The following is a 26,914-nucleotide window of genomic DNA, read 5'->3' on the forward strand; positions in this document are numbered from 1 at the left end:
TAGTTTTGGTAAATAGGTAACATCAATGTGTAAATATCCAGGCTCATATTCCTTAAATGTAGAGGCTTGTTGTTTCTTTTCTTGTGGCACTCGGTTAATGCCAAAACACACCAAAGTGCGATATACATTACTCCTATTGGCATTTGGCATGCAGGCAACAATACTATCAGTTAAGTCATCAAGTTCTAACCAAGTGAGGGTTCGTACTACTCGAATAATCTCACGCTCGGTCTCATTTAAAGCGTAGTGTATTGTCTTTGGTCTTGAGGTTTTGTCTTTAACAAAATCACGACTCTTCCATTTGGCAATGGTTTTAGTGCTAACACCAAAGCGGTGTGCTAAGGTAGTATTCGAAGCCTTAGCCCCGTGTATAATCGCTCTTGAATGTGCATTAGTATTCGCATTCATGTGGTAGTTCTGTTTCATATATTCTCCTTTTTGTAGTAGAAAAAAAGTTAATATGTTACGGCAACTACCACCCTAATTTAGGGGGGAAGTTTAAGGGTTTGAGTTTTTATTTTTTGGCTTTTTGCAAGCAAAAACTCAAACCCTTAAAATGACGATTGTAAGTGGCTTGAGAATTATTGATTCAAATGCTCAAACTGGAATAACGTGGTGGAACTGGACAATTAACATAGAGAGTGATTTTCAATTCAAAACTTACAAGTTGGAATCAAAAAGTGATATGGCGCTATATAAAAAAATGTTAAGCCTGTTTTACATAGATGGGGGAAGGAATATACCAGAGTAACACTTAATCTTATGAGTCCTCAGGCTTATCATCAATCATGGAAAATGATATTAGACAAGAACTTTTTGATGGTGAATTTGAAAGAGAAATTCATGTTGTTACTTACGAAGGAAGAATAGAAGCTATATCTTATGCAAAAAGTCCAGACATCAAAGTGCCTGAAGTTAAGGCAATTGTGTCAAATCCTGAAGGGTTGGTAGCCAATCAAACCACAATCGTTAAAGGGGCAGGGTCAGCACTTTTAGACCATATACTTCAAAGGTATAAAGTGCTAGGCGTAGAGAAGGTTCAGCTTCTTGCTACAAATGATAAATATTATATTGATCGAGGTTGGAAGGCAGAATCTGAATCAAATGAATGTCCAACGATGTAAGGTCTTTGTGTTAATTTTGGATGATTAACAAAATTCAATTTTTAAAGACCTTTGCAGTGTGTAGTCTCACCTGTAGACAAATAGGAACAATCATCAAAAACCCACTTTTCACCCACTTGGCGATTTTTTAAACTTACTAGGACAAGGTTTAAAGAAATCACCCATTGGGCAAAAATTGGATTTTGCCAATCATCCCTATTTATGCAAAGGTCTTTTAATATGATTATTTAATGTTTGATAAGATAAAATGCTTTTTTTATTTAGTGTTTTTATATTCATGATGAGTGACGAATTTTTAGACAGACACATTGGTCTCAATGCAGCAGATATTACCGCAATGTTGCAGGCAACCGGACAAAATTCAATTGATGAGATGGTCTCGAAAACGGTGCCTGAGGGTATTTTATTTGGCAATCGAATGGCGCTTGACAAAGGATTAAGCGAGCGAGATACTTTGACACTGGCAACCAAATTGGCTGGCGAAAATATCGTTGCCACCAATTTTATCGGACAGGGTTATTATGGCACTTTAATGCCAAGCGTCATTCAGCGAAATATTCTAGAAAATCCTGGCTGGTATACCGCTTATACCCCTTATCAAGCTGAGATTTCTCAGGGGCGTTTGGAAATGTTGCTCAATTTTCAGCAAATGATTATTGATTTAACGGGCATGGATATCTCCAATGCTTCTTTATTAGACGAGCCAACTGCCGCTGCTGAGGCGATGATGATGGCACATCGCGCCAATCGTAAAAACAAGTCTAATAAATTTCTGTGTGACAGTAATACCCATCCACAAACCATTACGATTTTACAAACGCGTGCCAAACCATTGGGTATCAAGTTAGTGGTGGCAGATGTCCAAGGTAATGATTTCTCGGATTGTTTCGCTGTTTTGTTGCAATCACCGGGTACGAACGGCGAAGTGCGTGATTTGAACGCTGATATTGAAAAAGCCAGAATACAAAATGTCTTAACCATTGTTGCTTGCGACCTTTTGGCACTAACCTTAATTAAAACGCCAGGCGAGATGGGTGCAGATATTGCTATTGGTAATTCTCAGCGTTTTGGCGTACCGATGGGTTTTGGTGGTCCTCATGCTGCATTTTTAGCCACCCGTGATGAGTTTAAACGCATGGTACCGGGGCGCATTATTGGTGTGTCACAAGACACACTTGGTAATCCGGCAATGCGTATGTCTTTGCAAACGCGTGAGCAACATATTCGCCGTGACAAGGCAAACAGTAATATTTGCACTGCACAAGTTTTGTTAGCAGTATTAGCAGTTGCTTATGGTATTTATCATGGCGCTAAAGGTTTGAAAAAGATTGCCACTGAAGTACATTTAAAGGCATTAACACTTGCCAAGAGTTTTACTGAGGCAGGGTTTACATTGGTAAGTGAGCAATTTTTTGACACCATTACTGTCAATACTGATAAGGCAAAAATGCTGTTTAATCAAGCACAGGACAAAGGTATTAATTGTCGCTTATTAAGTGACAATCAACTCACCATTGCAGTGGATGAAAGCACTAGCAAGAAAGATTTATCAGCATTATTAGATGCCCTTATAATCGCTTATGTGGCCAGCGATGGTATGACTAATTTTGCCTCTGATGTGACTAGAGATTCTGAGTATCTAACGCATCCTGTATTTAGTTTGTATCATAGTGAAACTGAAATGATGCGTTATCTAAAGCGTTTAGAGAATAAAGACATTGCGCTTAATCATTCAATGATTGCACTGGGGTCTTGTACCATGAAACTAAATGCTGCTACGCAAATGTATTCAATTTCGTTGCCGGGTTTTTCACAACTGCATCCTTATGCACCAATAGAGCAAACGCAAGGCTATCAGCAATTATTTAAAGATTTAGAGCACGCTCTTTGTGAAGTAACAGGCTATGATGCGGTGTCATTGCAACCCAATGCAGGCTCTCAAGGTGAGTTTGCAGGACTACTTGCGATTCATGCGTATCACCAGTCTTGTGGTGATACACATCGTAACATCTGCCTAATTCCATCTTCTGCACATGGTACAAACCCGGCTAGTGCAGTGATGGCAGGGATGAAGGTGGTGATTGTAAAATGTGATGCCTCAGGTAATATTGATGTGGATGATTTGCAAGAAAAAGCACAAAAACATGCTGATAATCTTTCCGCAATTATGGTTACTTATCCCTCGACACATGGCGTGTTTGAAGTTCAAATACAAAAAATCTGTGAAATTATTCACACCAGAGGTGGGCAGGTTTATTTAGATGGTGCTAATCTAAATGCGATGGTGGGCATTACCCGTATGGGTGAGTTTGGTGCAGATGTATCACACATTAACTTACATAAAACTTTTGCTATTCCGCATGGTGGTGGCGGCCCGGGTATGGGGCCTATTGGTGTTAAGGCACATTTGGCACAATTTTTACCAGGCGACCCATTAATTAAAGATTCAAATGCTGTTTCAGCAGCGATGTATGGCTCTGCTTCAATTTTGCCGATTTCATGGTCGTATATTAAATTATTAGGTAAGTATGGTATGCAGCGTTCAACCGAAGTTGCTATTGTCAGTGCTAACTATATTGCCAATGAATTAAAAGACTATTTTCCAATTCTTTATCGTGGCGAGCAAGGTATGGTGGCACACGAATGCATTATTGATATTCGCCCTTTGAAAGATGCCAGCGGCATCACGGAAGAAGACATTGCCAAGCGTTTAATGGATTATGGTTTTCATTCGCCAACGATGTCGTTTCCAGTGGCAGGTACACTCATGATTGAGCCGACCGAGAGTGAATCAAAGCGAGAAATTGATAGATTTATTATTGCGATGGTGAGTATCCATGATGAAATTCAAAATGTAATTTCTGGACAATGGGATAAGGACAACAACCCACTGAAAAATGCACCGCACACCGCACTTGAAATGGCAGGAGATTGGGGTTACCCTTATTCACGCACTACAGCGCTGTATCCTGTTGAGTCTTTAAAACAGAATAAATATTTTCCGCCAGTGAAGCGTATTGACAATGTGTATGGCGACCGAAATTTGTTTTGTTCGTGTATTGCCATTGAAGCCTTTGAAGATTTAAGCTAAAATAATCCAAACTTTTGTGTTCTTTATAGGGGAAAAATGAGCCAAATCGGCCTTGAGCAACAAAGCGTTGCACAATTTAGTGAGAATGCTTATCTTGATTATTCTATGTATGTTATTCTTGACCGTGCATTGCCATTTGTGGGTGATGGACTCAAGCCTGTACAGCGCCGTATCGTCTATGCGATGAGTGAATTAGGACTCAAATCCACAGCAAAATTCAAAAAATCTGCCCGTACTGTGGGCGATGTTTTAGGTAAATTCCATCCGCATGGCGACAGCGCCTGTTATGAAGCGATGGTGTTGATGGCGCAACCTTTTTCTTATCGTTATCCATTTATTGACGGACAAGGGAACTGGGGCGCACCTGATGACCCTAAATCATTTGCAGCAATGCGTTATACCGAGAGCAAACTTTCTCGTTATGCAGATTTATTGCTCAGTGAAATCAACCAAGGTACGGTTAATTGGGCGGATAATTTTGATGGTTCATTACAAGAGCCTAAAAACTTACCGGCGCAAGTGCCTAATTTACTCTTAAATGGCACTTCAGGTATTGCTGTTGGTATGGCAACAGATGTGCCACCGCATAATTTGACTGAAGTTGTGAATGCTTGTATTCAATTATTGGATGAACCTGCTACAGAATTAGATGAGATCATGAAGATTATGCCGGCACCGGATTATCCAACGAGTGCTGATATTGTATCGAATGAGGCAGATATTAGACAAATTTATGCCACAGGTCATGGCTCGGTTAAAATGCGTGCCACTTATCAAAAAGAAAAAGGTAATATTATTGTTGAAACATTGCCTTTTCAAACTTCTGGATCTAAAGTTATTACGCAAATTGCCGACCAAATGCGTAAGAAAAAACTGCCATTGGTTGAAGATATTCGGGATGAATCTGACCATGAAAATCCAACTAGGATTGTGATTGTCCCAAGGTCAAATCGCGTGGATGCTGATGCGTTAATGTTGCATTTATTTGCGACTACCGATTTAGAGAAAAATTATCGCGTTAATATGAATGTGATTGGTTTGGATGGTAAACCACAGGTTAAGCCACTTATCCCAATGATTAAGGAATGGCTAACTTATCGCATCCAAGTGGTTACCAAGCGCTTAAATTACCGCCTTGATAAGATTTTGGCGCGCCTACATATCTTAGATGGTTTATTGATTGCATTTTTAAATATTGAAGAAGTGATTGCGATTATTCGTGCGCAGGATAAGCCAAAGCCAGTATTAATATCGCGTTTTAAACTTAGCGAAATACAAGCCGAAGCAATCTTAGAGCTAAAACTTCGTCACCTTGCTAAATTAGAAGAAATGAGAATTCAAGGCGAGCAAAAAGAATTGGCAGAAGAAAAAGAAAAATTAGAATTGCTATTGTCAAGTGACAGGCGTCTAAAAACTTATATTAAAAAAGAACTTAAAGCCATTATTAAAGACTTTGGCGATGAAAGACGCTCAAGTATTAATTCGAATATTGCACAAGCACAAGCCTTTAATGAAGATGATTTAGTGCCTGCTGAAAATGTGACAGTGGTACTGAGTGACAAGGGCTGGGTGCGTAGTGCTAAAGGGCATGACATCGACCCGACTACTTTGAATTATAAATCGGGCGATAATTATTTAACCAGCGCTAAAGGCCGTAGTAACAAGGTAGCAGTCTTCTTGGATTCAACAGGGCGTTCTTACGCACTAACTGCTAATTCTTTGCCAAGCGCAAGAGGGCAAGGTGAACCACTGACAGGAAAGCTCACACCACCAGCAGATGCTAAATTTGTTGATGTCGTGATGGGCGATGATAGCCAAAATATCCTGCTTGCATCAAATGCAGGCTATGGTTTTATTGCTACCATTGGTGATTTATTATCAAAGAAAAAAGCAGGTAAGGCTTCATTATCATTGCCAGGTGTTGCTAAAGTTATGAAGGTAATTAAGGTCAATGATTTAGAAAAACAGTTTGTTGCCACTACCACCAATCGTGGCAGGTTGCTGATATTCCCAGTATCTGAGTTGCCAATCTTGTCAAAAGGCAAGGGCAACAAACTCATTCAAATCCCATCGAAAGAGAGGATTTCTGGTGAAGAATTTGTGGTGAGTGTGTGTGTATTGTTAGACACACAAAACCTTAAAGTAACGGCAGGTAAGCGTCATTTAACCATTAAATTTCAAGACTTAACCAATTATATGGGTGCGCGTGCAAAACGCGGTAACTTGTTGCCGAAAGGTTATCAGAACCTATCTAAAATCGAAGCCGTTGATTAAGTAGACACCTATTAATTCAAGGTGTAATTAACTCATATAGATTGGTATAATAGCGTTTTTTATAATTTTTCCGAACTATGTTCGTCTTAAAAATTGTCACTGACTTTGCTTCAGCACATTCCTTAAGAAATTACCCTGGTGATTGTTCACGCCTGCATGGTCATAATTGGCAGGTTGAGGTGTCGGTTGAATCTGAAGTAGTTGATGCTTTAGGTATTGCCATTGATTTTCGTGAAATTAAAAAACAAACCAAAGAAGTTGTTAAGAGACTGGACCACCAATATTTGAATGAGATCCCACCTTTTGATGAGTTGAACCCAACTGCTGAAAATATTGCAAAATATTTTTATCAAGAGGTGGGTGTGTTAATTAACAATCAAGATGTTCGTGTTTGCGAAGTGATTATTTGGGAGACACCTCGAGCATCTGTTGCTTATTCGGAGCCAAGACTATGAGTGCAGCTAATTTACCTGATACACAAAATAATGCGGATACGCGTCAAATCGTTATTGACAAAGTAGGCATTAAAGATATTTCACATCCAATTACTTTTATTGACCGTGATGGCAATAAAAACCCAACGATTGGCAACTTTACGATGACAGTGACATTACCAGAGCATGTTAAAGGTACGCATATGTCGCGTTTTATTGAGATTTTGAACGACGGGCCTTGTGAATTTAACAGTGGTAATTTTGATAAAATTATTGACAAGGTGCGTGAAAGATTAGAGTCTGATACAGCGCATATCACGCTGGATTTTCCCTTCTTCCGTAAGAAAAAAGCACCTTCTTCAGGTGTGGAATCGTTGATGGATTATCAGGTGACTTTATACGGTATTTTGAATCAAGGTACTTCTGAGGTGATGATAAAAGTTGTGGTGCCAGTCACCAGTCTTTGCCCATGTTCAAAGAGTATTTCTAAATATGGTGCGCATAATCAGCGCTCGCATATTACGATTAAAGCTAGAGTTGTCAAAGGTAAAACTTTGCATTTGGAAGATTTGATTGAATTGGCAGAGCAAAAAGCCTCATGTGAGTTGTATGCCATTTTAAAGCGTGATGATGAAAAAGTTGTCACTGAAAGAGCGTATGATAACCCTGCATTTGTTGAGGATTTAGTGCGTGACATTGCAGTTGGTTTAAACGCCAATGATAATATTGATTACTATCGTTTAGAATCAGAAAACTTTGAATCCATTCACAATCACTCGGCTTATGCTTTAATTGAAAATAAATATTAAGCCTCCATGCTAAAAAAAATACTACAAAAAATTAGCAATATTCGCATTACTAAGGCAGAATCTATTACGCCACCGATAGTGTACATCAAAAGGCACGAGGTAAAAAAATCGGAATCTGACTTTATTGTTGATGCACGCAAAACCATTGCTAATATCATCAAAGGTAAGGACAAACGCTTACTTGTTGTTGTTGGTCCTTGTTCTATTCACGATCCTAAGGCGGCGATAGAATACGGCGAGAAATTAGTAAAATTACGCGATGAGTTAAAAGATGATTTGTTTATCGTTATGCGTGTGTATTTTGAAAAGCCACGCACTACTATTGGCTGGAAGGGTTTGATTTACGACCCTGATTTAAACAGCAGCTTTAATATGGAAAAAGGCTTTGATTTAGCGCGCGGTTTATTGTTAGATCTAGCTAAAAAACGCTTGCCAACAGCAACCGAATACTTGGACTTAATTACCCCGCAATACATCTCTGATTTGATTTCATGGGGTGCAATCGGTGCGCGTACCACAGAGAGTCAAACACATCGTGAGTTAGCCTCAGGTTTGTCTTGCCCTGTGGGTTTTAAAAATGGCACAGATGGTGGCGCTCAAGTGGCCATTGATGCGGTTGTTTCTGCCAGTAGTTCACATATGTTTTGGTCAATTAATAAAAAAGGCATGATTAATCGCTATACCACTTCGGGTAATCCAAATTGCCATGTCATTTTGCGTGGCGGCAAGGGGGAAACTAATTACGACAGCAAGAGTGTGGATGCAACTGCTAAACAACTTGTTGATTCGGGTTTATCCAATAAGTTAATGGTAGATTTCTCACATGCTAATAGCGAGAAGAAGTTTAAAAATCAAATCAAAGTTGGTGATGATATTGCCAAGCAAATCAGTACAGGTTCTGAGCAAATTTTTGGGGTGATGATTGAGTCACATCTGAATGAAGGTAGCCAGTCAGTTGGGCCGTTAAAATCGCTTGAATATGGGGTTAGTATTACCGATGGTTGTATCGGTTGGAACGACACTGAGAAACTACTCAAAACACTCTCAAAATCCATTCAGAAAAGAAATTCATAGGTTATTGATTTATAGTGACTTTTTTACTTAAATTATTTGTATTTTTTATTTGCGAAATCCCCCTATTTAGAGTACAATAAATGCAATTTAATTAAGCCTTTTTTGCATGTCTGAAAACATTGATAACCCTGAAGCGTTCACGCCTAATTTCCCCGTAGTTACTATTGAAGATGAAATGCGAGATTCCTATTTGGAATACGCAATGAGTGTCATCGTTGGTCGTGCTCTGCCTGATGTCCGAGACGGACTAAAACCTGTGCATCGTCGGGTGCTTTATGCCATGGATGTGTTAGGTAATGACTACAACAAAGCTTATAAAAAATCAGCGCGTATTGTTGGTGATGTGATTGGTAAATATCACCCGCATGGTGATACTGCGGTATATGACACTATCGTTCGTATGGCACAGCCATTTTCAATGCGTAGTATCTTAATTGATGGTCAAGGTAACTTTGGTTCTGTTGATGGTGATCGTGCAGCGGCCATGCGTTATACGGAAATCCGTATGACAAAACTTTCACATGAATTATTACGCGATTTAGATAAGCAAACCGTTGATTTTATTGACAACTATGATGGTTCAGAATCAGAGCCAAGCGTTCTACCAACGCGTGTTCCTAACTTATTGGTAAACGGTTCATCAGGTATTGCGGTAGGTATGGCAACGAATATTCCACCGCACAATTTAGGTGAGGTTGTTGATGCTTGTTTGGCGGTCATTGATAAAGACACAATAACGCTTGATGACCTGTTAGCATTGATACCTGGTCCTGATTTTCCAACAGCGGGTATTATTAACGGTGCATCTGGTATTCGTCAAGCTTACGAAACAGGCAAGGGTAAGATTTATTTGCGTTCGGTCTCTCATGTTGAAGGCGAAGACAAACAAAGTATTGTCGTAACAGAATTGCCGTATCAGGTAAATAAAGCCAAGTTAATTACTAAGATTGCTGAGCTGGTTAAAGACAAAAAAGTTGACGGCATCACAGGTTTAAGGGATGAGTCTGATAAAGACGGTATGCGTATGGTGATTGAGCTGCGTCGTGGTGAAGTGCCAGAAGTGATGCTCAACAACTTATACAAGCTGACTGAAATGCAAACGGTATTTGGCATCAATATGGTGGCAATTGACAGAGGTATGCCGAAGCTAATGACGCTCAGAGGTATTATTGATGCCTTTATTGCACATAGGCGTGATGTGGTTACCCGCCGTTCTATCTTTGAACTCAACAAAGCAAGAAGCCGTGCACACATCTTAGAAGGCTTATCTGTTGCACTAACTAACATTGATGAAATCATTGAAATGATTAAGGCAGCACCCAACCCAGCTGAGGCGAAGATTCAATTGGCATCTAAGACTTGGATTGGCACTGTGGTGAAAGATTTGATTGGCGAGCGCGATATGTCTTTGTTTAAGCCAGAAAATTTGCCAGAAGAGATGGGTTTACAAGCAAATGGCGAATACCAGTTCTCACCAAAGCAAGCACAAGCCATTCTTGATTTAAAGCTTCATCGTTTAACAGGGTTAGAAAAAGACAAGATTTTTGATGAATTTAATGAATTGTTAGAAGGCATTAAATATTTGCTTGATATTTTGCAAAATCCTGAAAAGTTAATGCAAGTGATTCGTGATGAATTAATTGAAATTCGCGATAACTTTGCTAATGGGCGACTCACTGAGATTATTGAAAATAAAATTGACCTAACTCTAGAAGATCTAATCGCACAAGAGGAGCGTGTTGTTACCTTATCGCATGGTGGTTATGTTAAGGCGCAATCACTGAGTGATTATCAAGCGCAGCGTCGTGGTGGCAAGGGTAAGGCGGCAACAAAGATGAAAGACGAAGATTTTGTTGACCAACTGTTTGTGGCGAATTCTCACGATACCGTTTTGTGCTTCTCATCAATGGGCAAGGTGCATTGGCTCAAAGTTTATGAATTGCCAATGGCATCACGCACGGCGCGTGGTAAGCCAATTATTAATTTATTGCCACTAGAAAAAGATGAAGTTATTAATGCAATCTTGCCAGTTGATCGGTTCACTGATGATCAATTTGTCTTTATGGTAACCAGTAGCGGTACCTGTAAGAAAACATCACTGACGAATTTTTCTCGCCCAAGAAAAGGCGGTATCATTGCCATTGAGCTCAGAGATGGCGACAAATTGGTAGGGGTTGATATTACTTCTGGAGAGAATGATATTATGCTGTTCTCAGCAAATGGTAAGTCAATTAGATTTAGGGAATCAGATGTACGCGCCGTTGGTAGAACAGCTATCGGTGTGCGTGGTATGAAATTAAAAGATGATGAAATCGTCTCAGCTATTATTGCTGATGATTCAAGTCCAATTCTAACTGCCACTGAAAAAGGCTACGGTAAGCGTACTAATCTTGATGAATATCGAGCCCAAGCGCGTGGTGGATCAGGTGTTATTTCTATTAAGACCAGTGATAGAAATGGCAAAGTAGTCGGTGCTATTCAAGTTACCGATGAAGATGAAATGATGCTAATTTCTAACAAAGGCACATTGGTTCGTGCAAGAGCTAATGATGTGTCTATTATTGGCAGAAACACTCAAGGTGTCACACTTATCAAAATCGCCAAAGGCGAGAAATTAGTTTCCATTGCTAAAATTGCTGAAACTGAAGACGAGGGTGAAACGCCCGAGGAAGAAGTAGAATAATAAAGAAACTATGTAGGCGTAAGCGTAAAAAATCTTGAAAATGCAAGAATGGGGAGTGTAAATTAAACTGGGTAAATCGTTTCTAAAGGGTAATTTTCCATATACATGCTGATGGCGAAGGTGCGTATGGTATTTATTTGTATGTTGTTGTGCAAGCAAAAGTACCTCAAGTGATTTATTTACATACTTCTTCCTTTTGGGTTGTCATGCAGTTATAAGGCCCAAGTTGAAGGTTTGCATTGCCTGCCATTTGTGCAGAAGGTGCAAGTTGATCTGTCTGCATGGCCACAATTCTCGTTTTCGTATATTTCAATTCATCAAGTATTTTATTAATCTGTTCAATCATTAACTTGGTTTTATCTGCATCACCAATATCATATATTTGCGCGACCTTTATGGATGATCCAACTGTACTGCCTTTTTCCAAGAGTGTAGCGAGGATATTTTTCAGTGCATTCAGGCAACCACAGCCATTTTCATTGAGTACCACATCAGAGGATAAATGCACGAGACCAACGCCATTGTGTGTTTGACCTTGGAAGAGCACTCCAATACCAACGCATGTGGCAATGCCCATTGTGTAAAGGCCGATTGTCTCTAAATTTGGCTGAGATTTTTTGGCACTTGCAAAGCCAAGATACTTGGGATTTTCCCAGTCGTTATTTTTAATCTGATCTGTTCCAGTCATATCTACAAATTGAAGCTGTTTCAATTGTTGGTGTTGATTAGATATACATGATACTTTAACCTGTAAATCCTGAGGAATAGGTGGAAATTTTTCAATCATAATGGCGCTCCTATGTAATGCATATATAAAAGTTTTATTGTATATTGTATAATAAAAAATTGTGAGAATGAAAGTAATCAATCGTTATGTTGCTCTATCGGGTTAATAATTTTAAGGAAATAATATGAATTTAATAAAAACAACACTGGCTGCATTTTTGTTGCTATCACTAAGCACACTAAATAGTGCTTTTGCAGCACCTAAATATATTGTTGACAGCAATAATTCGGTAGTCAATTTTAGCACTATAAAAAAACAATATGTGGTTGATCCTGCGGTTTTTGAAGGCATAACAGGGTCAATTTCTAACTCAGGGCAGGCGGAAATAAACATTAACCTAAGCAACATAGATACAAATATACCGATAAGAGATCAACGATTGAAAGCGTTGTTTTTTAAAGTGGCAAAATTTCCTCAGGCGACCATTAAGGCAACAATTGATATGAAAAAAATCAAGTCAATTCGCTATTACAAGAGAATGGAAATACCCGCTATTTTGGAGTTTTATGGCGTTAGCAAAGAGATAAAATTAGAGGTACTAATTGCGAAAGTTTATAAAAAGAAGTTATTAATCACCTCTATGAAGCCAATCATTATCAATGCTAAGGATTATGGTGTCCCCGCTAAGAATTTAGTTGCCTTGTCAAAAACAGTGGGCGGTTTGAGTCTTTCTGAGGAAGTAGCGGTTAATTTTGTATTAAGTTTTGCAGATAAACAGTAAGCTAAAAATCACCAAGATTACTGTTTTAAATCTGCAACAAAATCTAGCACAGTAGCATTAATGCAGAAACGGCGAGTGCCATTTGGGCCATCTTCAAATACATGCCCTAAGTGAATACCAGTGCTTTTTGATATAACTTCAATGCGGCTCATGCCAAATCTGTTGTCTGGTTTTTCTATCGTACTGTTGTCAATAGCTTTGGTGAAGCTAAGCCAGCCACTTTTAGAATTGAAACGATCATTAGTATCAAATAAGGGCGCACCTGAGAGTTTGTCAACAAATACACCATCTGGTGTATTTTTGAAGATATCGTATTGTTTGCAAAAACGACCTTCGGTCCCTTCGTTAAAAGCAATATCAAAGGCCTTAGAGTCTCCTAATTTGAATTTCCCTAAAATTTTGTAAAACTCTTGTGGTGATAGGTAACCCTGAAAACCTGCTTTTTCTATGCCATTTTCAATAAATAAGATAGTTGGTGTGGCAAAAGTTGGCGTTTTGATTGTATAGCCTTTAAGATTGTGTGCAAACACGCTTCTAACGGGGATACTACCCTTATATTTATCCAGTACTTTTTGCTTAAAAGCCACACAATACGGACAATAAGCATCGGACTCAATGACTATAATTTCCTTGTCACCTAAGGGCTCTAAAATAAGGTCTTTAAGGTGTTCGTTATAAGTGCCACTGAGTTTTTCTTTGATCATTCCTTTGCTGGCAAACTTTACCCCCGTTTTATGATTAGGGCAATAGCCATTTGGATTTTTAGCTAAATAGTCTTGATGATAATCTTCTGCTTGCCAAAATTTATCTAAAGGTTTTAATTCGCTCACAATCTCTCCAAAGCCTTTTTTATTTAATAGCGCTTGGTATTCATCTTTAGTGCTTAGTGCGATTTGTTTTTGCTCGTCATTCGTCCAGTAAATGGCTGAGCGATAATTATTACCCTTATCATTGCCCTGCCCATCGGTTTGGGTGGGGTCGTGTAATTCCCAAAAGTTTTTAATTAAAAACTCGGTAGAAACCAGTTTTGTGTCATAAATAACTTTAACGACTTCAGTATGATTGATGGTGTTTTTATTGGGTTCTTTGTTATGCTCATCACTTTCGTCTTCTTTATCACTCCAAGAGATTTTTTTTAATAAATTTAGAAAATTAAATGCTGTGTTATTATCTTTATTTGCCAGCACTTGGTGATAGTCTGGGTTGTCATAATTACCGCCAGCATAACCAGAAGTTACTTCAATCACACCAGATATTTGTTCAAAATTCTTTTCCACACCCCAAAAACAACCTGCTGCAAAGACAATTTCTAATACCATTTGCTTCTCCTTTTTTTTGTTCAGTCCATCTTATTCGTACGCCATTAGTCTTAAATTAGTTGCAATTTTTTAAGAAAAACGCCTATTTTTTGTAATTAAATAACCCTATTGCCATTCGTTAAATCGTATAAAATCTTAGTTGTTAAACTTACTTTAACATAACATTTTATCAAATAAAAGGAGAAAATAATGCCAACTTATGAATGTAAAAAATGCGGTATGAGTGTTAATGCAACTTGTGGAAAGTGCGATGCACCATTAACAGACGGAAATTTGGCACTAGAAGATGGGTCGAGTGTGCAAATATCAGAGTGTCCAAATGGTCATGGCAAAATCAAATCACCTATGTGTTGTGGTGAAGATATGAGCTGTTCAGTTTAAAGGCTGTAGAATATATTTTTTAAAACGATCTTAGCGGGTCGTTTTTTTTGGCTAATGTTCACGAGTAGCGGAAAAAACTAGGTTTGGGTGGCGCTCTATCGTAAGTTGTAGATTAACTGTGGATGGTGCTAGATAAGTGAGAACGCCAGCAGAGTCAATTGCCACATTGTTGCCTGCTTTGGCTTTGAGTTGTTCAATGTCTTTGTTGCTACCTGTTATCCAGCGTGCTGTGGTAATATTAATGGTTTCAAACTGACAGTCAACCCCGTATTCGTATTTCAAGCGGTGGGCAACCACATCAAATTGCAAAATACCCACGGCACCGAGAATTTGTGCATTGTTGATTATTGGGCGAAATACTTGAGTTGCGCCTTCTTCTGAGAGTTGGTCCAAGCCCTTTTGCAAGGCTTTGGCTTTGAGTGGGTCCTTTAAGACGGCACGACGAAATAATTCTGGGGCGAAGTTTGGAATACCCTGAAAAGTGAGTTTTTCCCCTTGGGTAAAGGTATCACCGATACTGATGCCCCCATGATTGTGGATACCAATTACATCGCCAGCATAAGCCACTTCTGCTGAGGTGCGTTCTCGCGACATAAAGGTAACTGCATTGGCAATTTTGATTTGCTTGCCCGTGGATACTTGCAAAACCTTCATGCCTTTCTTGTATTGTCCACTTACCAATCGCATAAAAGCAAGGCGATCATGATGTTTCGGATCCATATTGGCTTGAATTTTAAACACAAAACCCGTGAGTTTGTTTTCCTCGGGTTTGACTTCTCGGGTATCTGACTCACGATTTTTTGGCGTTGGTGCATACTCAATAAAGCCATCAAGCAAATTCTGAATACCAAAATTGGAAATGGCTGAACCAAAAAATACAGGGGTTTGCTTGCCTGCTAGAAACTCATCCAAGTCAAATGGCGTGGTTGTTTCACGAATAAGTTCAACTTCTTCACGCATTTCAAGTGCAACTTCAGTGCCCAATATTACATCAAGCTCAGGGTTAGCAACGCCGTTAATCACTATATTTTCCCCAATCTTAGAATTTTTACCTGCCTCATACAGATAGACTTTATCTTCAAGTAAATGTACCACACCTTTGAAGCGCTTGCCCATGCCAATTGGCCAAGTGATAGGTGCACATTCAATATTGAGTACGGTTTCAACTTCGTCCATTAATTCAATTGGCTCTTTACCTTCACGGTCTAATTTGTTGATAAAAGTGAGAATTGGGGTATCGCGCAGGCGACAAACTTCCATCAATTTAATCGTGCGCATCTCTACACCTTTGGCAACATCAATCACCATCAGTGCAGAGTCTACCGCTGTTAATGTACGGTAAGTATCCTCGGAAAAATCTTCATGTCCTGGTGTGTCAAGTAAGTTGATAACATGTTTATTATAATCAAACTGCATAATGGATGAAGTGATGGAAATACCGCGTTCTTTTTCCATTTCCATCCAGTCCGAAGTGGCGTGGGTGCTTGCTTTTCTGGCTTTAACGCTACCTGCAGTTTTAATGGCACCTGCATATAAAAGCAGTTTTTCAGTAACGGTGGTTTTGCCGGCATCAGGGTGAGAGATAATCGCAAAAGTGCGACGCTTGGCAACTTCAGATATCATTATTTAATGACCAGCTCAACGCCAGCTTCATCAAACATTGCTTTTGAGAGTTTGACGCTGTCATTCCAGTTGTCAAGTTCTTTAGATTTTTCCACTACTACTTTTTTAATACCGACTTGAATAATGCCTTTGGCGCATTCTGAGCAAATCGGTAAACCGTAAACATAAAGTGTAGCGCCATCAAGCGAGGTGCCAGAATAAGTAGCATTGTAAATCGCATTCATCTCAGCGTGTACTACGAATTTGTATTTGGTTTCTTTATTGTTGTGGCGCTCATCAGTGTCATTAATATTGCGTGGAAAGCCATTAAAGCCCTGAGAAAGCACTTCTTTTTTACTACCAACCGTGACTGCACCGACTTGAGTTGAGGGGTCTTTTGACCAAGTAGAGACTTCTTTAGCGAGCGCTAAATAGCGCTCATCCCATTTGCCTAGGGCGCTCATCGGATTTTGATAGAGGCTAGGGCGATTAACACCAAGATTAAAGTCACCACCCAAAAACGAACGATGATTTTTGGCTCTGACATACCTTGTTTCTCAAAGTGATGATGAAGCGGCGCCATTAGAAAAATACGCGTTTTAGTGCGTTTATACCAAGCAACTTGAATGATAACAGAGAGTGTTTCAGCAACAAAAACACCCCCCATAATAAACAGTAAGATTTCTTGACGAACGATAATTGCGATGACTGCCAAAACCGCACCCAATGCCAATGAGCCAACATCGCCCATAAAAACCTCAGCAGGGTAAGTATTAAACCATAAAAAACCCAATCCTGCACCGACTAAAGCAGCACAAACCACCACCATCTCGCTGGCAATTGGCATAAAAGGCATATTGAGATATTCAGAAAAATGATAATTACTGCCAATATAAGCAAAAATCGCCAAAGCACCTGCAATTAAAATAGTTGGCATAATTGCCAAACCATCCAAGCCATCAGTGAGGTTGACCGCATTAGAACTGCCAACAATCACAAAATAAGACAATACGACCAAGCCGATAGCACCCAACGGCACAGTCAAATCTTTAAAGAAAGGGATTAACAAATCAGTGGAAATTGCCTGCTCAGTATTACTTACTATCCATAATGCAATTGCAATTGCACTGAATGATTGTGTTAAATATTTCTGTTTGGCGCTCAAACCATCGGCAGATTTTTTACTAATTTTCAAATAATCATCAACAAAGCCAATCCCCCCAAAAATCAACGCAACCACCACTACAATCCAAAGATAAACATTGTGTAAATTGCCCCATACCAGTACGCTACCAATAAAAGACAATAAAATCAGAACACCGCCCATGGTGGGCGTGCCTACTTTAGACAGATGTGATTCTGGACCGTTATGGCGAATGATTTGAGCAACTTGGTATTGTTGTAAGCGATTGATAAATAAGCGACCCAAAGCCAGCACAGTAAATAGAGACATTAGCATCGCTAAAATTGCACGAAGTGTTAAATATTGTAAAACATTAAAACCCGAATCAAATTGAGTAAGAAAATTAATGAACTCTAGGAACATTCTATTGATTGATAGATAGAAGCTCCAAGTTTATAATGAGAAGCGAGATTTTCGATATACCTACAATATTGTTGGTAATAATCGTACGTTTTTCACCAACTTTCATTCCTAATACTGTTTGATCAATGATTTTAGCCATAGCATTTTCACCTAAGGCAAAAGTTATTATTTCATCAGTTTTACCTGTTTTCTTTCCGCCATCTAACCCAGATGATATTTTAACATTGACCATATCGCCTTTACTTGATTTTGCACCGGTTCCTTTTTGAATGATTTGCACAAAGTATCCGCCGTCTGTGGCTTTTGCATTTGGATAGTTGCTTTTAACAAATTTAACAAATTTCTCATTTTTTTTAATCGCATGTTTTTTATTTTCTACTTGAAACGCCACTTCATCGGTTTGGAATTTTTTAGCCTCATCACCCACTCGAATAATAGTCAATTTTCGAATGAAGTCTCCTTTTTTGATGCGATTAACCACACTCATGCCTTTTACCACATGGCCAAAGACAGCATGTTTTCCGTCTAGCCCAGGCGTAGCATTGTGAGTGATGAAGAATTGTGAGCCATTAGTGTCTGGTCCAGAATTTGCCATTGATAAAATACCAGCTTTATCATGCTTTAAATTACTAAATTCATCCGCAAATCGATAACCTGGACCCCCTGCGCCATTGCCTTTAGGGTCGCCACCTTGAATCATAAAATTATCAATTACTCGGTGGAATTTCAAGCCATTATAAAATGGTTTGCCAGTTTGGATATTTGAGCGTTTTGTGCCTTCTGCCAAACCGACAAAATTAATCACCGTCAACGGCGCTTTTTTATAAGCAAGTTGAACGACAATATCCCCTTGATTAGTATGTAAATTAGCATACAAACCTTCTGCTAATTTGGCTTGAGATTGAAGAGATAGAAAAAGAGTAAAAAGTACAATTAAAGTTTTCATAAGGTTAAGACTCGATACAAAAGTGGGTATGATACCTAAAATCACAGTAAAATACACCTCATAATTTTAAAAATTTAGTAGAGAATATTATGTCATTATTGATTACCGATGAATGCATTAACTGTGATGTTTGTGAGCCAGAATGCCCAAATGAAGCGATTTATATGGGCGATGAAATCTATGAAATTGACCCTGATAAATGCACCGAATGTGTTGGACATTTTGATGAGCCACAATGTGCAGAAGTCTGTCCAGTAGATTGTTGTTTGTCTGATCCTGATAATGTTGAGACAGAAGAGGAGTTATTAGCTAAGTTAAAATAATTCTTTGTTTCATATTTTCTTTAAATTTAAAACCTAAAAAAGGCGACCAATGGGTCGCCCTTTTTTGGATTTTAAGGATGGTAGCTTATTTATCTAAAATTTCTTTAAGTGCAGCTAGGCATAATGTGATATTCTCTTTTCTAGAGGAGTGCCCCATTAAGCCAATACGCCAAACTTTGCCTGCGTATGCACCAAGACCAGCGCCAATTTCTAGGTTGTAGTCATTGAGTAGGGTAGAGCGCACTTTTGCATCGTCAGCACCTTCCGGGATAAAGACAGAGTTTAATTGTGGCAAGCGCTCTGCTTCATTAACTAAGAAATTAATACCCATTGCTTCCAAGCCATCTCTTAATAGCTCATGGTTTTTTTGGTGGCGTACCCATGAGTTTTCCAAACCTTCTTCTAAAATCATAACCAATGATTCGTGCAAGCCATATAAAGTATTGACAGGTGCAGTGTGATGGTAAGTACGCTTAGCCCCGTCACCCCAATAACCCATCACTAAGTTTAAATCTAAAAACCAAGAAGTCACTGGTGTTTTACGGTTTTTTACTTTAGTTAAAGCACGCTCGTTAAAACTTACTGGTGAGATACCTGGCATCGCTGATAAACATTTTTGCGTACCTGAATAAATCGCATCAATCTCCCATTCATCAACACGCAATTCGCAGCCACCTAATGAAGTTACTGCATCAACAATAGTAATGCAGTCGTTATCGTGTGCAATCTTACATAGTGCTTTTGCATCTGAGCGTGCACCTGTTGAAGTTTCTGCGTGCACAAAAGCCAAAATTTTAGCATCAGGATTGTCTTTTAAAGTCTGCTCAACTTTATCCAAAGAAACAGCTGCGCCCCAATCATCTTCTACCACAACAGCCTCACCACCAAGACGCGTGATGTTCTCTTTCATGCGCATACCAAATACACCATTAATACAAACCACAACCTTATCGCCTGGTTCAACTAAGTTGGCAAAACAAGTTTCCATACCTGCAGAACCTGGTGCTGATACTGGCATGGTTAATTCATTTTCAGTTTGGAAAATGGCTTTTAAGCCTTCTTTGGTTTCATTCATCATGCCAACAAAAGCAGGGTCAAGGTGTCCAATCGTTGGGCGTGCCATAGCGGATAAAATTCTCGGATGTACATCACTTGGACCTGGGCCCATTAGTGTTCTTACTGGTGGATTGAATGATTTCATGGTTTTATAAAGGTTAGAAAATAAAAAAGCCATTATAATGGCTTGCATGTCAATTATTCACGAATTATCTCGCACTCTGCCTAAGGGTAATGTTGTTACAGGTGCAGAAAATATCCATCTATTTGAATGCGATGGTTTGAGTGTATGTTGAGTCAGAGTAAAATATAAATAGATAAGCCGTTAAAACAATTACAAAGAGGGCAAGGTGAGTATAAATAAAAATAATGAACATATAACTTCTCTTATTCAAGAGTTGTTAATACAACCGAATGAAAAGAATGGTTGGAATTTAAACACGATAATGATAATCCTGAAATGATTGGTAAATATATAAGTGCCTTATCTAATTCTGCTGTACTTAATGGGAAATCTAATGCTTATGTAATGTGGGGTATTGATGATAGAACACACGAAATACTTGGTACTACATTCACACCATTTACGAGTAAAAAAAATAATGAGCCATTAGAAAATTGGCTGTTAAGGTCACTTAAGCCAAAAATTGATTTTAAATTTTATTCAACAGATTTTGATGGAAGAATGGTTGTGTTACTTGAAATTGCACCTGCATATGAATTTCCAACAAGTTTTAGTGGGACTGAATATATAAGAGTTGGTTCTTGTACTAAAAAGTTACAAGACTTATCGGTAAAAGAACGAGAGTTGTGGAGGGTTTTTGATAAAGTTCCTTTCGAAAAACAGATTTCAGCAGATAATTTAACAGGTGATGAAGTATTAGAGTATTTAGAATATAAAGCCTATTTTGCATTACTTAAACTTTATTTACCTGAAAGCAGGGACTTGATATTAGAAAGTTTAGGTAATGATGATTTAATACAAAAAAATACAAATGGGAAATATGATATCACTAATTTAGGTGCAATTTTATTTGCAAGAGATTTAAAAAGATTTAACAATCTCAAAAGAAAAGCTATTAGAGTTATACAATACAGAGATAAGACAAAATCAGAAACAATCAAAGAAGTAGTGGGTAGTAAAGGTTATGCGATTGCTTTTGAAAGACTGATTCGTTATATTAACGGCGTGTTGCCATCAAATGAGATTATAAAACAAGCATTAAGAGAAGATGTAAGTATGTACCCTGAGCTTTCAATCAGAGAAATAGTTGCCAATGCCATTATTCATCAAGATTTTTTTCAAAGTGGCAACTCAGTTATGATTGAGATTTTTATCAACCGTTTTGAAGTAACAAATCCTGGTGCTCCACTTGTTGATATAGATAGACTTTTAGATTCTGCTCCAAAGTCAAGAAATGAGGCTCTAGCTTCTTTTATGAGAAGAATTGGCGTTTGTGAAGAAAGAGGTAGTGGCATTGATAAAGTGGTATTGCAAAGTGAAATCCACCAACTTCCAGCACCAATATTTGAAACATCAAATGAGACGACTATAGCGATACTTTTTTCTCATAAAGAGTTGAGAGATATGGACAAATCAGATAAAACAAGAGCTTGTTATCAGCACTCAAGTTTAAGATATGTTCAAAGAGACTATATGACAAATACCTCTTTAAGAGAGCGTTTAGGTATAGGAGAAGAGAATAGGTCAATGGTATCTAAAATAATAAACTTTAGCCTAAAAGAAAAGAGAATAAATATATACGATACAAATGTTGGAACGAAAGCAAGAAAATATGTACCATGGTGGGCGAAATGATTGTAATTTTGCTTCACTGTTGTTTTAAAACACACACTAATAGTTGGAAAATTTTTCATAATACCTTTATTGCAACAGGGATAGCAGTCAAGAAAAATTGCTTCACCGTTGCTTCACCGTTATTTAATTTCTTGAATCAAGAAATTTTTAGTTGATGTCAATTATTCACGAATTATCTCGCACTCTGCCTAAGGGCAATGTTCTTACAGGTGAGGAAAATACACGCCCATTTGAGTGTGACGGCTTGAGCGTGTATCGGCAAAAACCCTTAGCGGTAGTATTGCCCCAGAGTGTTGAGCAGATTAAACAAGTATTAAAAATTTGTAAAGCATACAACACACCTGTGGTCACGCGTGGTGCAGGCACAGGTTTATCAGGTGGTGCGATGCCGTTGGAAGAGTCTGTTGTTTTAGGGCTTTCAAAACTCAACAAAATTAAATTTATTGATGAGAAGAAACGCTTAGCAGTCCTTGAGCCGGGGGTGAGAAATATTGCCATTAGCGAAGCGGTTGCCGAATTTGGCTTGTATTATGCACCTGACCCATCTAGTCAAATCGCTTGTACGATTGGGGGTAATGTGGCTGAAAATTCTGGCGGGGTGCATTGTTTGAAATACGGCTTGACGGTGCATAATGTTGAAGCGATTAAGATGCTGACTATTGATGGCGAAGAACTTATTTTGAGTCGTCAAGATGAAGGCTTGGGGCTTTTGGCGCTAATGAATGGCTCAGAAGGTTTATTGGGTATTGTGACCGAGATTACTGTGAAACTCACACCAATACCTGAGTTGGCTCGTGTGGTGATGGCTGGGTTTGATTCTGTGCGTGATTGTGCGAACGCAGTGGCTGATATCATTAAGGCGGGGATTATCCCTGCTGGGTTAGAGATGATGGACAGTTTTGCCATTGAAGCGGCCGAAGGATTTGCAAATGTGGGTTATCCATTAGAGGCTCAGGCGCTATTACTTTGTGAATTGGACGGTACTAAGGCGCAAGTACAAGCAGAACTTGACTGTGTATTAAAAGTTTTATCAGGTGCATCAACTTTGAAAGTATCACAGAGCGAAGCAGAACGACTCAATTTGTGGAAAGGGCGCAAGTCTGCTTTCCCTGCGGTAGGCAGACTGTCCCCTGATTATTATTGTATGGATGGTACGATTCCACGCCGTCATTTGGCAGATATGTTGGAAAAAATTAATGAGTTAAGTCAAAAATATCAGCTCAGAGTCGCCAATGTTTTCCATGCGGGCGATGGTAATTTACACCCGCTTATTTTGTATGATGCCAATGTGGCAGGTGAGCTAGAAAAAACCGAAGAATTCGGCACAGAAATCTTAAAACTCAGCGTTGATATGGGTGGCACTATCACAGGGGAGCATGGTGTGGGCGTGGAAAAATTAAACGCTATGTGTCATCAATTCAATGCAAAAGAACTAGAAATATTTCACAAAATTAAACAAGCTTTTGATGAGAATGAATTGCTCAATCCTGGCAAAGCCGTACCCGAATTACACCGCTGTGCTGAGTTGGGTGCAATGCATGTGCATCACGGGAAATTACCCCACCCAGAATTGGAGCGTTTTTAATGAATCTAATGAAAAATCCAATGGATGCACGCATTCAACAATTACAAACTTTGGTTAAGGAGTCTAGCGATTTACATATTAACACTACATTACTAGGCTATTCAGGCGTGGTGGAATATTACCCTGAAGAATTGGTCATGACGGTAAAAGCAGGCACGCCGATTGCACAGATTAAAAAACAACTTGAGAAAAACAACCAATCTCTGCCTTTTTATACAGATGATGACAGCGTAAGTATTGGTGCTGTGTATGCCAATGGCGGACAAGATATATCTGATAGCGTGCTAGGCGTACAAATTATCGATGGCACTGGCGAACTACTTAATTTCGGCGGACAAGTGATGAAAAATGTTGCAGGCTACGATGTATCTCGCCTGTTAGTCGGCTCAAAAGGACAATTAGCAATGGTGACACAAATCAGTTTTAAAGTAATGCCAGATGTCTATGTTGGCAAACTTAACACATCTGTTAAATTAGAAAATGAATCAGTGTTAAGAACTGAGATTGAACAGAAATTAAAACAAGTATTTGACCCGAAAGGGGTTTTTAATAGTGCCAATACAAAATTTTAAAATCCTTCAAGTCAAACCACTAGACACATTTGGTTCCCCGCTGGGAATTGTTGGATTGTTTGGCGGTAAAATGGGGTATTTAAAGGCGTTGGGTGGGTTGGAATGTGAGATTTATAGGAGTGTTGCGTGATTAAAAAAATAAATACAATTCAAAAATTAGGAATATTTGAGGATTACTCTGTAGATGGTAATCTTGAAAATTTTGCTAAATTTAATTTGATTTATGGTTGGAATGGATCTGGAAAAACAACATTCTCAGAATTATTTAAAGCTTTTAAAAGCGGAGAATTAGAAGAGTTTCCAGACTTGAAATATACAATTACTTGTAGTGGTAATAATTATTCTAATACACAAGCATACGATAAAAATATTCATGTCTTTAATCAGAAATATGTTGCTGATAATGTCAATGTTGTTTTAGGAAATATAAAACCAATTTTCATGCTTGGAAAAGTAAATTTAGATTTATTAGGAATTATTCAAAAAGATGAAAAGAAGTTAAGTGATAGAAAAGAGGCTTTAGCTATAAAGGAACAGAAAGTCAAAGAATTAATTAAGGATAAAAATAAATTTTTTAAAGATGTTGCTAAAATTATTAGTGCAGATATAAGTAGAGTTTCAGCAAGAAATTATAATAAAAATAATGCAGAGGAGGCTTTTGATAAATTAGAAAGCAAGAAAGTTTTATCTCAAGAATTAATAGAAGAACATCGTACAACTTTAGAGCAACAAGAAAAGCAACAACTTACACCTATTGAAACAACTACAACCAAAGCGTTAGAAGGAATAATTAATGATTCTAAAAATATTTTAAATAAAACAGTAGAGAATGTTGTTATAGATAGGTTAAAAAATAATCCAAATATTTCAAAATGGGTAGAAGAAGGTATTTATTTACACAAAGAAACTGATTTAAATAATTGTGAATTTTGCAATCAACAATTACCAGTTGATAGAATTCCGCAATTACTGTCTTACTTTAATGATGCTGATAAGTCATTAAAAAAGGATATTGAGTCCTTACTTGAAAGAACTAGAATAATTTACTCCTTAATAAGCAAACTCTCGTTTATGGATGAAGCAAACTTATACGATGAATTTCAAAAGGACTACAAAAGGGAGGTTGAAAATCTCAAAACCTATAAAGAACAACTATTAAAAAAAGTGAAGAAGTTGGATAAAGAAATTACAGATAAAAAGCAACATACAACAGAAGTATTAACCTTACAAATTGAAATTAATGACGAACAGTTTATGTCGTCTATAGTTAAAGCAAATATTCGTATTGAAGAATGTAATCAAAAAACTAGAGATTTTTCCAATGCTAAAAAGAATGCAGAATCAGAATTAGAAAAGCATTATTTAAGTGAAATTTTAGATGAGGTTAACAGTACAAGGAAAGAGATAGGTGTATTAGAAAATGAATGTAAAAATATAAGAGAAGGGGATTCTAATGACCCTGACAGTCTAAGTTTGACTGAAATACAAGATAGAATCAATAACAATAAAAATAAAACTTCTACTTCTGAAACTGCTTGTGAAGAAATGAATGAGCAGTTAAAAACATTTTTAGGCAGAGATGATCTTATATTTGAGGTTGTCGAAGGCGGTTATGAGGTTAAACGAAATGGAAAGACAGCAGACAGATTAAGTGAAGGTGAAAAGACAGCAATTGCTTTTGTTTATTTTACAATCCATTTAAAGGATAGAGACTTTGATATTAGCAAGGAAATTATTGTTATTGATGATCCAATTTCTAGCATGGATTCTAACTCCATATTTCAAGCGTTTTCTTTTTTGAAAAATTCAGTAAAAGACGCCAATCAAGTTTTTATTCTTACACATAATTTTGATTTTTTAAAGCTTGTCTTAGGGTGGATGAAAAGAGATAAAAAAAATAGTCACTATTTTATGATTAAAAATTTATATAAAGACGAAACAAGAATTGCAATGCTAGATAAATTAGATGATTTGTTAAAAAACTATGATACTGAATATCAATATTTATTTAAATTATTAATTGATTTTAAGACAGATGAAACGATAGAGTCTGTCTATCATATTCCTAATATCGCCAGAAAAACATTAGAATCTTTTTTGTTGTTCATGGTTCCTAACGGCGAAAGTCCATTTAAAAAACTAAAAAAAATAGAATTTGATGAAAATAAAAAAACAGCAATTTATAAATTTACAAACGATCAATCACACAAAACTGGGGCAGGATTTGATCCATCTCTCGTGGTAGAATGCCAGAAAAATGTGCAATATTTATTAGAGATGATAGAAATCACTTTCCCTAAGCATTATGAAATTTTAAAAGAAAATAGCCAGCATTAAATTTACCATCTAACAAAAATGACCCAAGAAAACCCACTATAAACCATCAATATTAAAAATACATAGTCAACCCTTAAAAACCACACAACAAATTGATTTATAACAATAAAACCAACAATAACCCTAGACAAATCAACCAACTTTTGCTAAAATACCTCTTATTTCTTGGTCGTTTTGCTTAAAAAAATGTTAACTAAATCTAGCCCAATATCCACCCAATCAAATCTTTTTCATTCAGAGCTCTTTTCTCAATTAGATGTCAAAGACCCTTTAATACAACTAGCCAACACTATTAATTGGACAGTCTTTGATGATGCCTTTGAACAACATTACTCTCAAAACAATGGCAGACCCTCAAAACCCATCAGGCTGATGGTAGGTTTGCTTTTGCTTAAACAACTAGAAAACCTCTCTGATGAGCGTGTTGTTTT

23 protein-coding genes are annotated in these 26,914 nt (G+C 37.8%); 15 read left to right on the forward strand and 8 right to left on the reverse strand.

Annotated features, from left to right (window positions below):
• The coding region (locus tag BHECKSOX2_RS05770) for a transposase family protein (protein WP_483444635.1) at nucleotides 1-426 on the reverse strand (426 nt) is incomplete at its 3' end.
• Between the two features lie 362 nt (nucleotides 427-788).
• Here BHECKSOX2_RS05770 and BHECKSOX2_RS05775 point away from each other — a divergent pair.
• From BHECKSOX2_RS05775 to gyrA, 7 genes are all read left to right on the forward strand, one after another.
• Entirely contained in the window at nucleotides 789-1,124 is a 336-nt protein-coding gene (locus BHECKSOX2_RS05775; protein ID WP_090715987.1) for a GNAT family N-acetyltransferase, read from the forward strand.
• Between the two features lie 280 nt (nucleotides 1,125-1,404).
• On the forward strand, nucleotides 1,405-4,215 hold the full coding sequence (gcvP, locus tag BHECKSOX2_RS05780; RefSeq protein WP_139682859.1) for an aminomethyl-transferring glycine dehydrogenase: 2,811 nt from the start codon (nucleotides 1,405-1,407) through the stop codon (nucleotides 4,213-4,215).
• Between the two features lie 36 nt (nucleotides 4,216-4,251).
• Nucleotides 4,252-6,489 carry a DNA topoisomerase IV subunit A gene (gene parC / locus BHECKSOX2_RS05785; protein ID WP_139682845.1) on the forward strand — a complete coding sequence of 746 codons (2,238 nt, stop codon included), beginning with the start codon at nucleotides 4,252-4,254 and terminating at the stop codon, nucleotides 6,487-6,489.
• A 77-nt stretch (nucleotides 6,490-6,566) separates the two neighbouring features.
• Nucleotides 6,567-6,944, forward strand: coding sequence for a 6-carboxytetrahydropterin synthase QueD (gene queD / locus BHECKSOX2_RS05790; protein WP_090716336.1), 378 nt, complete (start codon nucleotides 6,567-6,569; stop codon nucleotides 6,942-6,944).
• Nucleotides 6,941-7,732, forward strand: a complete 792-nt coding sequence (gene folE2 / locus BHECKSOX2_RS05795) for a GTP cyclohydrolase FolE2 (protein WP_139682846.1) — start codon at nucleotides 6,941-6,943, stop codon at nucleotides 7,730-7,732. The genes queD and folE2 overlap by 4 nt, the downstream gene beginning before the upstream one ends.
• Before the next feature lie 6 nt (nucleotides 7,733-7,738).
• Nucleotides 7,739-8,806 carry a 3-deoxy-7-phosphoheptulonate synthase gene (locus BHECKSOX2_RS05800; RefSeq protein ID WP_139682847.1) on the forward strand — a complete coding sequence of 356 codons (1,068 nt, stop codon included), beginning with the start codon at nucleotides 7,739-7,741 and terminating at the stop codon, nucleotides 8,804-8,806.
• A gap of 106 nt (nucleotides 8,807-8,912) precedes the next feature.
• The gene (gyrA, locus tag BHECKSOX2_RS05805; RefSeq protein WP_139682848.1) at nucleotides 8,913-11,489 is read left to right on the forward strand and encodes a DNA gyrase subunit A; all 2,577 of its coding nucleotides are present in this window, start codon (nucleotides 8,913-8,915) and stop codon (nucleotides 11,487-11,489) included.
• Between the two features lie 175 nt (nucleotides 11,490-11,664).
• On the opposite strand, the gene BHECKSOX2_RS05810 is transcribed toward gyrA, so the two are convergent.
• Nucleotides 11,665-12,276 carry a hypothetical protein gene (locus BHECKSOX2_RS05810; RefSeq protein ID WP_139682849.1) on the reverse strand — a complete coding sequence of 204 codons (612 nt, stop codon included), beginning with the start codon at nucleotides 12,274-12,276 and terminating at the stop codon, nucleotides 11,665-11,667.
• Nucleotides 12,277-12,400: 124 nt separating this feature from the next.
• On the opposite strand from BHECKSOX2_RS05810, the gene BHECKSOX2_RS05815 reads away from it, so the two are divergent.
• The gene (locus tag BHECKSOX2_RS05815; RefSeq protein WP_139682850.1) at nucleotides 12,401-12,997 is read left to right on the forward strand and encodes a YceI family protein; all 597 of its coding nucleotides are present in this window, start codon (nucleotides 12,401-12,403) and stop codon (nucleotides 12,995-12,997) included.
• A gap of 17 nt (nucleotides 12,998-13,014) precedes the next feature.
• Here BHECKSOX2_RS05815 and msrA read toward each other — a convergent pair whose 3' ends face one another.
• Nucleotides 13,015-14,316 (reverse strand): peptide-methionine (S)-S-oxide reductase MsrA, encoded by a 1,302-nt coding sequence (msrA, locus tag BHECKSOX2_RS05820; protein WP_139682851.1) that lies wholly within the window; start codon nucleotides 14,314-14,316, stop codon nucleotides 13,015-13,017.
• Between the two features lie 189 nt (nucleotides 14,317-14,505).
• Between msrA and BHECKSOX2_RS05825 the strand changes: the two genes are divergently transcribed.
• A complete protein-coding gene (locus BHECKSOX2_RS05825; protein ID WP_071565370.1) occupies nucleotides 14,506-14,697 on the forward strand; it encodes a hypothetical protein in 192 nt (63 codons plus the stop codon).
• 51 nt (nucleotides 14,698-14,748) lie between these two features.
• On the opposite strand, the gene BHECKSOX2_RS05830 is transcribed toward BHECKSOX2_RS05825, so the two are convergent.
• From BHECKSOX2_RS05830 to BHECKSOX2_RS10445, 4 genes are read right to left on the reverse strand one after another with little or no spacing between them, the layout of a single operon-like run.
• On the reverse strand, nucleotides 14,749-16,320 hold the full coding sequence (locus BHECKSOX2_RS05830; protein WP_180323680.1) for a peptide chain release factor 3: 1,572 nt from the start codon (nucleotides 16,318-16,320) through the stop codon (nucleotides 14,749-14,751).
• Complete coding sequence (locus BHECKSOX2_RS05835) at nucleotides 16,320-16,763, reverse strand: deoxycytidylate deaminase (protein WP_139682852.1); 444 nt, start codon at nucleotides 16,761-16,763, stop codon at nucleotides 16,320-16,322. Before BHECKSOX2_RS05835 ends, BHECKSOX2_RS05830 begins: the two co-directional genes overlap by 1 nt.
• On the reverse strand, nucleotides 16,760-17,845 hold the full coding sequence (mraY, locus tag BHECKSOX2_RS05840; RefSeq protein WP_139682853.1) for a phospho-N-acetylmuramoyl-pentapeptide-transferase: 1,086 nt from the start codon (nucleotides 17,843-17,845) through the stop codon (nucleotides 16,760-16,762). The genes BHECKSOX2_RS05835 and mraY overlap by 4 nt, the downstream gene beginning before the upstream one ends.
• A gap of 1 nt (nucleotide 17,846) precedes the next feature.
• Nucleotides 17,847-18,791: a peptidylprolyl isomerase gene (locus BHECKSOX2_RS10445; protein ID WP_139682854.1), complete on the reverse strand. Its 945-nt coding sequence runs from the start codon at nucleotides 18,789-18,791 to the stop codon at nucleotides 17,847-17,849.
• 89 nt (nucleotides 18,792-18,880) lie between these two features.
• Here BHECKSOX2_RS10445 and BHECKSOX2_RS05850 point away from each other — a divergent pair, with 89 nt between their 5' ends.
• On the forward strand, nucleotides 18,881-19,114 hold the full coding sequence (locus tag BHECKSOX2_RS05850; RefSeq protein WP_010645784.1) for a YfhL family 4Fe-4S dicluster ferredoxin: 234 nt from the start codon (nucleotides 18,881-18,883) through the stop codon (nucleotides 19,112-19,114).
• Between the two features lie 85 nt (nucleotides 19,115-19,199).
• On the opposite strand, the gene BHECKSOX2_RS05855 is transcribed toward BHECKSOX2_RS05850, so the two are convergent.
• Complete coding sequence (locus BHECKSOX2_RS05855) at nucleotides 19,200-20,315, reverse strand: pyridoxal-phosphate-dependent aminotransferase family protein (RefSeq protein ID WP_139682855.1); 1,116 nt, start codon at nucleotides 20,313-20,315, stop codon at nucleotides 19,200-19,202.
• 282 nt (nucleotides 20,316-20,597) lie between these two features.
• On the opposite strand from BHECKSOX2_RS05855, the gene BHECKSOX2_RS05860 reads away from it, so the two are divergent.
• The 5 genes from BHECKSOX2_RS05860 to BHECKSOX2_RS05880 all read left to right on the forward strand — a co-directional run.
• Nucleotides 20,598-21,989 carry an ATP-binding protein gene (locus BHECKSOX2_RS05860; protein ID WP_342589272.1) on the forward strand — a complete coding sequence of 464 codons (1,392 nt, stop codon included), beginning with the start codon at nucleotides 20,598-20,600 and terminating at the stop codon, nucleotides 21,987-21,989.
• A 154-nt stretch (nucleotides 21,990-22,143) separates the two neighbouring features.
• Nucleotides 22,144-23,574 carry an FAD-linked oxidase C-terminal domain-containing protein gene (locus BHECKSOX2_RS05865; protein ID WP_139682856.1) on the forward strand — a complete coding sequence of 477 codons (1,431 nt, stop codon included), beginning with the start codon at nucleotides 22,144-22,146 and terminating at the stop codon, nucleotides 23,572-23,574.
• Nucleotides 23,574-24,146 carry an FAD-binding protein gene (locus BHECKSOX2_RS05870; protein WP_245391331.1) on the forward strand — a complete coding sequence of 191 codons (573 nt, stop codon included), beginning with the start codon at nucleotides 23,574-23,576 and terminating at the stop codon, nucleotides 24,144-24,146. The genes BHECKSOX2_RS05865 and BHECKSOX2_RS05870 overlap by 1 nt, the downstream gene beginning before the upstream one ends.
• A 126-nt stretch (nucleotides 24,147-24,272) precedes the next feature.
• Nucleotides 24,273-26,483, forward strand: a complete 2,211-nt coding sequence (locus tag BHECKSOX2_RS05875) for an AAA family ATPase (RefSeq protein WP_139682857.1) — start codon at nucleotides 24,273-24,275, stop codon at nucleotides 26,481-26,483.
• Between the two features lie 186 nt (nucleotides 26,484-26,669).
• The coding region (locus BHECKSOX2_RS05880; RefSeq protein WP_180323630.1) for a transposase at nucleotides 26,670-26,914 on the forward strand (245 nt) is incomplete at its 3' end.

The sequence above is a fragment of the thiotrophic endosymbiont of Bathymodiolus puteoserpentis (Logatchev) genome (genome assembly GCF_900127505.1).
Classification (GTDB): domain Bacteria; phylum Pseudomonadota; class Gammaproteobacteria; order PS1; family Pseudothioglobaceae; genus Thiodubiliella.

Excerpts from the sequence above, each read along its gene's own strand:
- BHECKSOX2_RS05775 (WP_090715987.1), top strand. The coding sequence starts at position 789 with ATGGAAAATGATATTAGACAAGAACTTTTTGATGGTGAATTTGAAAGA.
- gcvP (WP_139682859.1), top strand. The coding sequence starts at position 1,405 with ATGAGTGACGAATTTTTAGACAGACACATTGGTCTCAATGCAGCAGAT.
- parC (WP_139682845.1), top strand. The coding sequence starts at position 4,252 with ATGAGCCAAATCGGCCTTGAGCAACAAAGCGTTGCACAATTTAGTGAG.
- queD (WP_090716336.1), top strand. The coding sequence starts at position 6,567 with ATGTTCGTCTTAAAAATTGTCACTGACTTTGCTTCAGCACATTCCTTA.
- folE2 (WP_139682846.1), top strand. The coding sequence starts at position 6,941 with ATGAGTGCAGCTAATTTACCTGATACACAAAATAATGCGGATACGCGT.
- BHECKSOX2_RS05800 (WP_139682847.1), top strand. The coding sequence starts at position 7,739 with ATGCTAAAAAAAATACTACAAAAAATTAGCAATATTCGCATTACTAAG.
- gyrA (WP_139682848.1), top strand. The coding sequence starts at position 8,913 with ATGTCTGAAAACATTGATAACCCTGAAGCGTTCACGCCTAATTTCCCC.
- BHECKSOX2_RS05810 (WP_139682849.1), bottom strand. The coding sequence starts at position 12,276 with ATGATTGAAAAATTTCCACCTATTCCTCAGGATTTACAGGTTAAAGTA.
- BHECKSOX2_RS05815 (WP_139682850.1), top strand. The coding sequence starts at position 12,401 with ATGAATTTAATAAAAACAACACTGGCTGCATTTTTGTTGCTATCACTA.
- msrA (WP_139682851.1), bottom strand. The coding sequence starts at position 14,316 with ATGGTATTAGAAATTGTCTTTGCAGCAGGTTGTTTTTGGGGTGTGGAA.
- BHECKSOX2_RS05825 (WP_071565370.1), top strand. The coding sequence starts at position 14,506 with ATGCCAACTTATGAATGTAAAAAATGCGGTATGAGTGTTAATGCAACT.
- BHECKSOX2_RS05830 (WP_180323680.1), bottom strand. The coding sequence starts at position 16,320 with ATGATATCTGAAGTTGCCAAGCGTCGCACTTTTGCGATTATCTCTCAC.
- BHECKSOX2_RS05835 (WP_139682852.1), bottom strand. The coding sequence starts at position 16,763 with ATGAGCGCCCTAGGCAAATGGGATGAGCGCTATTTAGCGCTCGCTAAA.
- mraY (WP_139682853.1), bottom strand. The coding sequence starts at position 17,845 with ATGTTCCTAGAGTTCATTAATTTTCTTACTCAATTTGATTCGGGTTTT.
- BHECKSOX2_RS10445 (WP_139682854.1), bottom strand. The coding sequence starts at position 18,791 with ATGAAAACTTTAATTGTACTTTTTACTCTTTTTCTATCTCTTCAATCT.
- BHECKSOX2_RS05850 (WP_010645784.1), top strand. The coding sequence starts at position 18,881 with ATGTCATTATTGATTACCGATGAATGCATTAACTGTGATGTTTGTGAG.
- BHECKSOX2_RS05855 (WP_139682855.1), bottom strand. The coding sequence starts at position 20,315 with ATGAAATCATTCAATCCACCAGTAAGAACACTAATGGGCCCAGGTCCA.
- BHECKSOX2_RS05865 (WP_139682856.1), top strand. The coding sequence starts at position 22,144 with ATGTCAATTATTCACGAATTATCTCGCACTCTGCCTAAGGGCAATGTT.
- BHECKSOX2_RS05870 (WP_245391331.1), top strand. The coding sequence starts at position 23,574 with ATGAATCTAATGAAAAATCCAATGGATGCACGCATTCAACAATTACAA.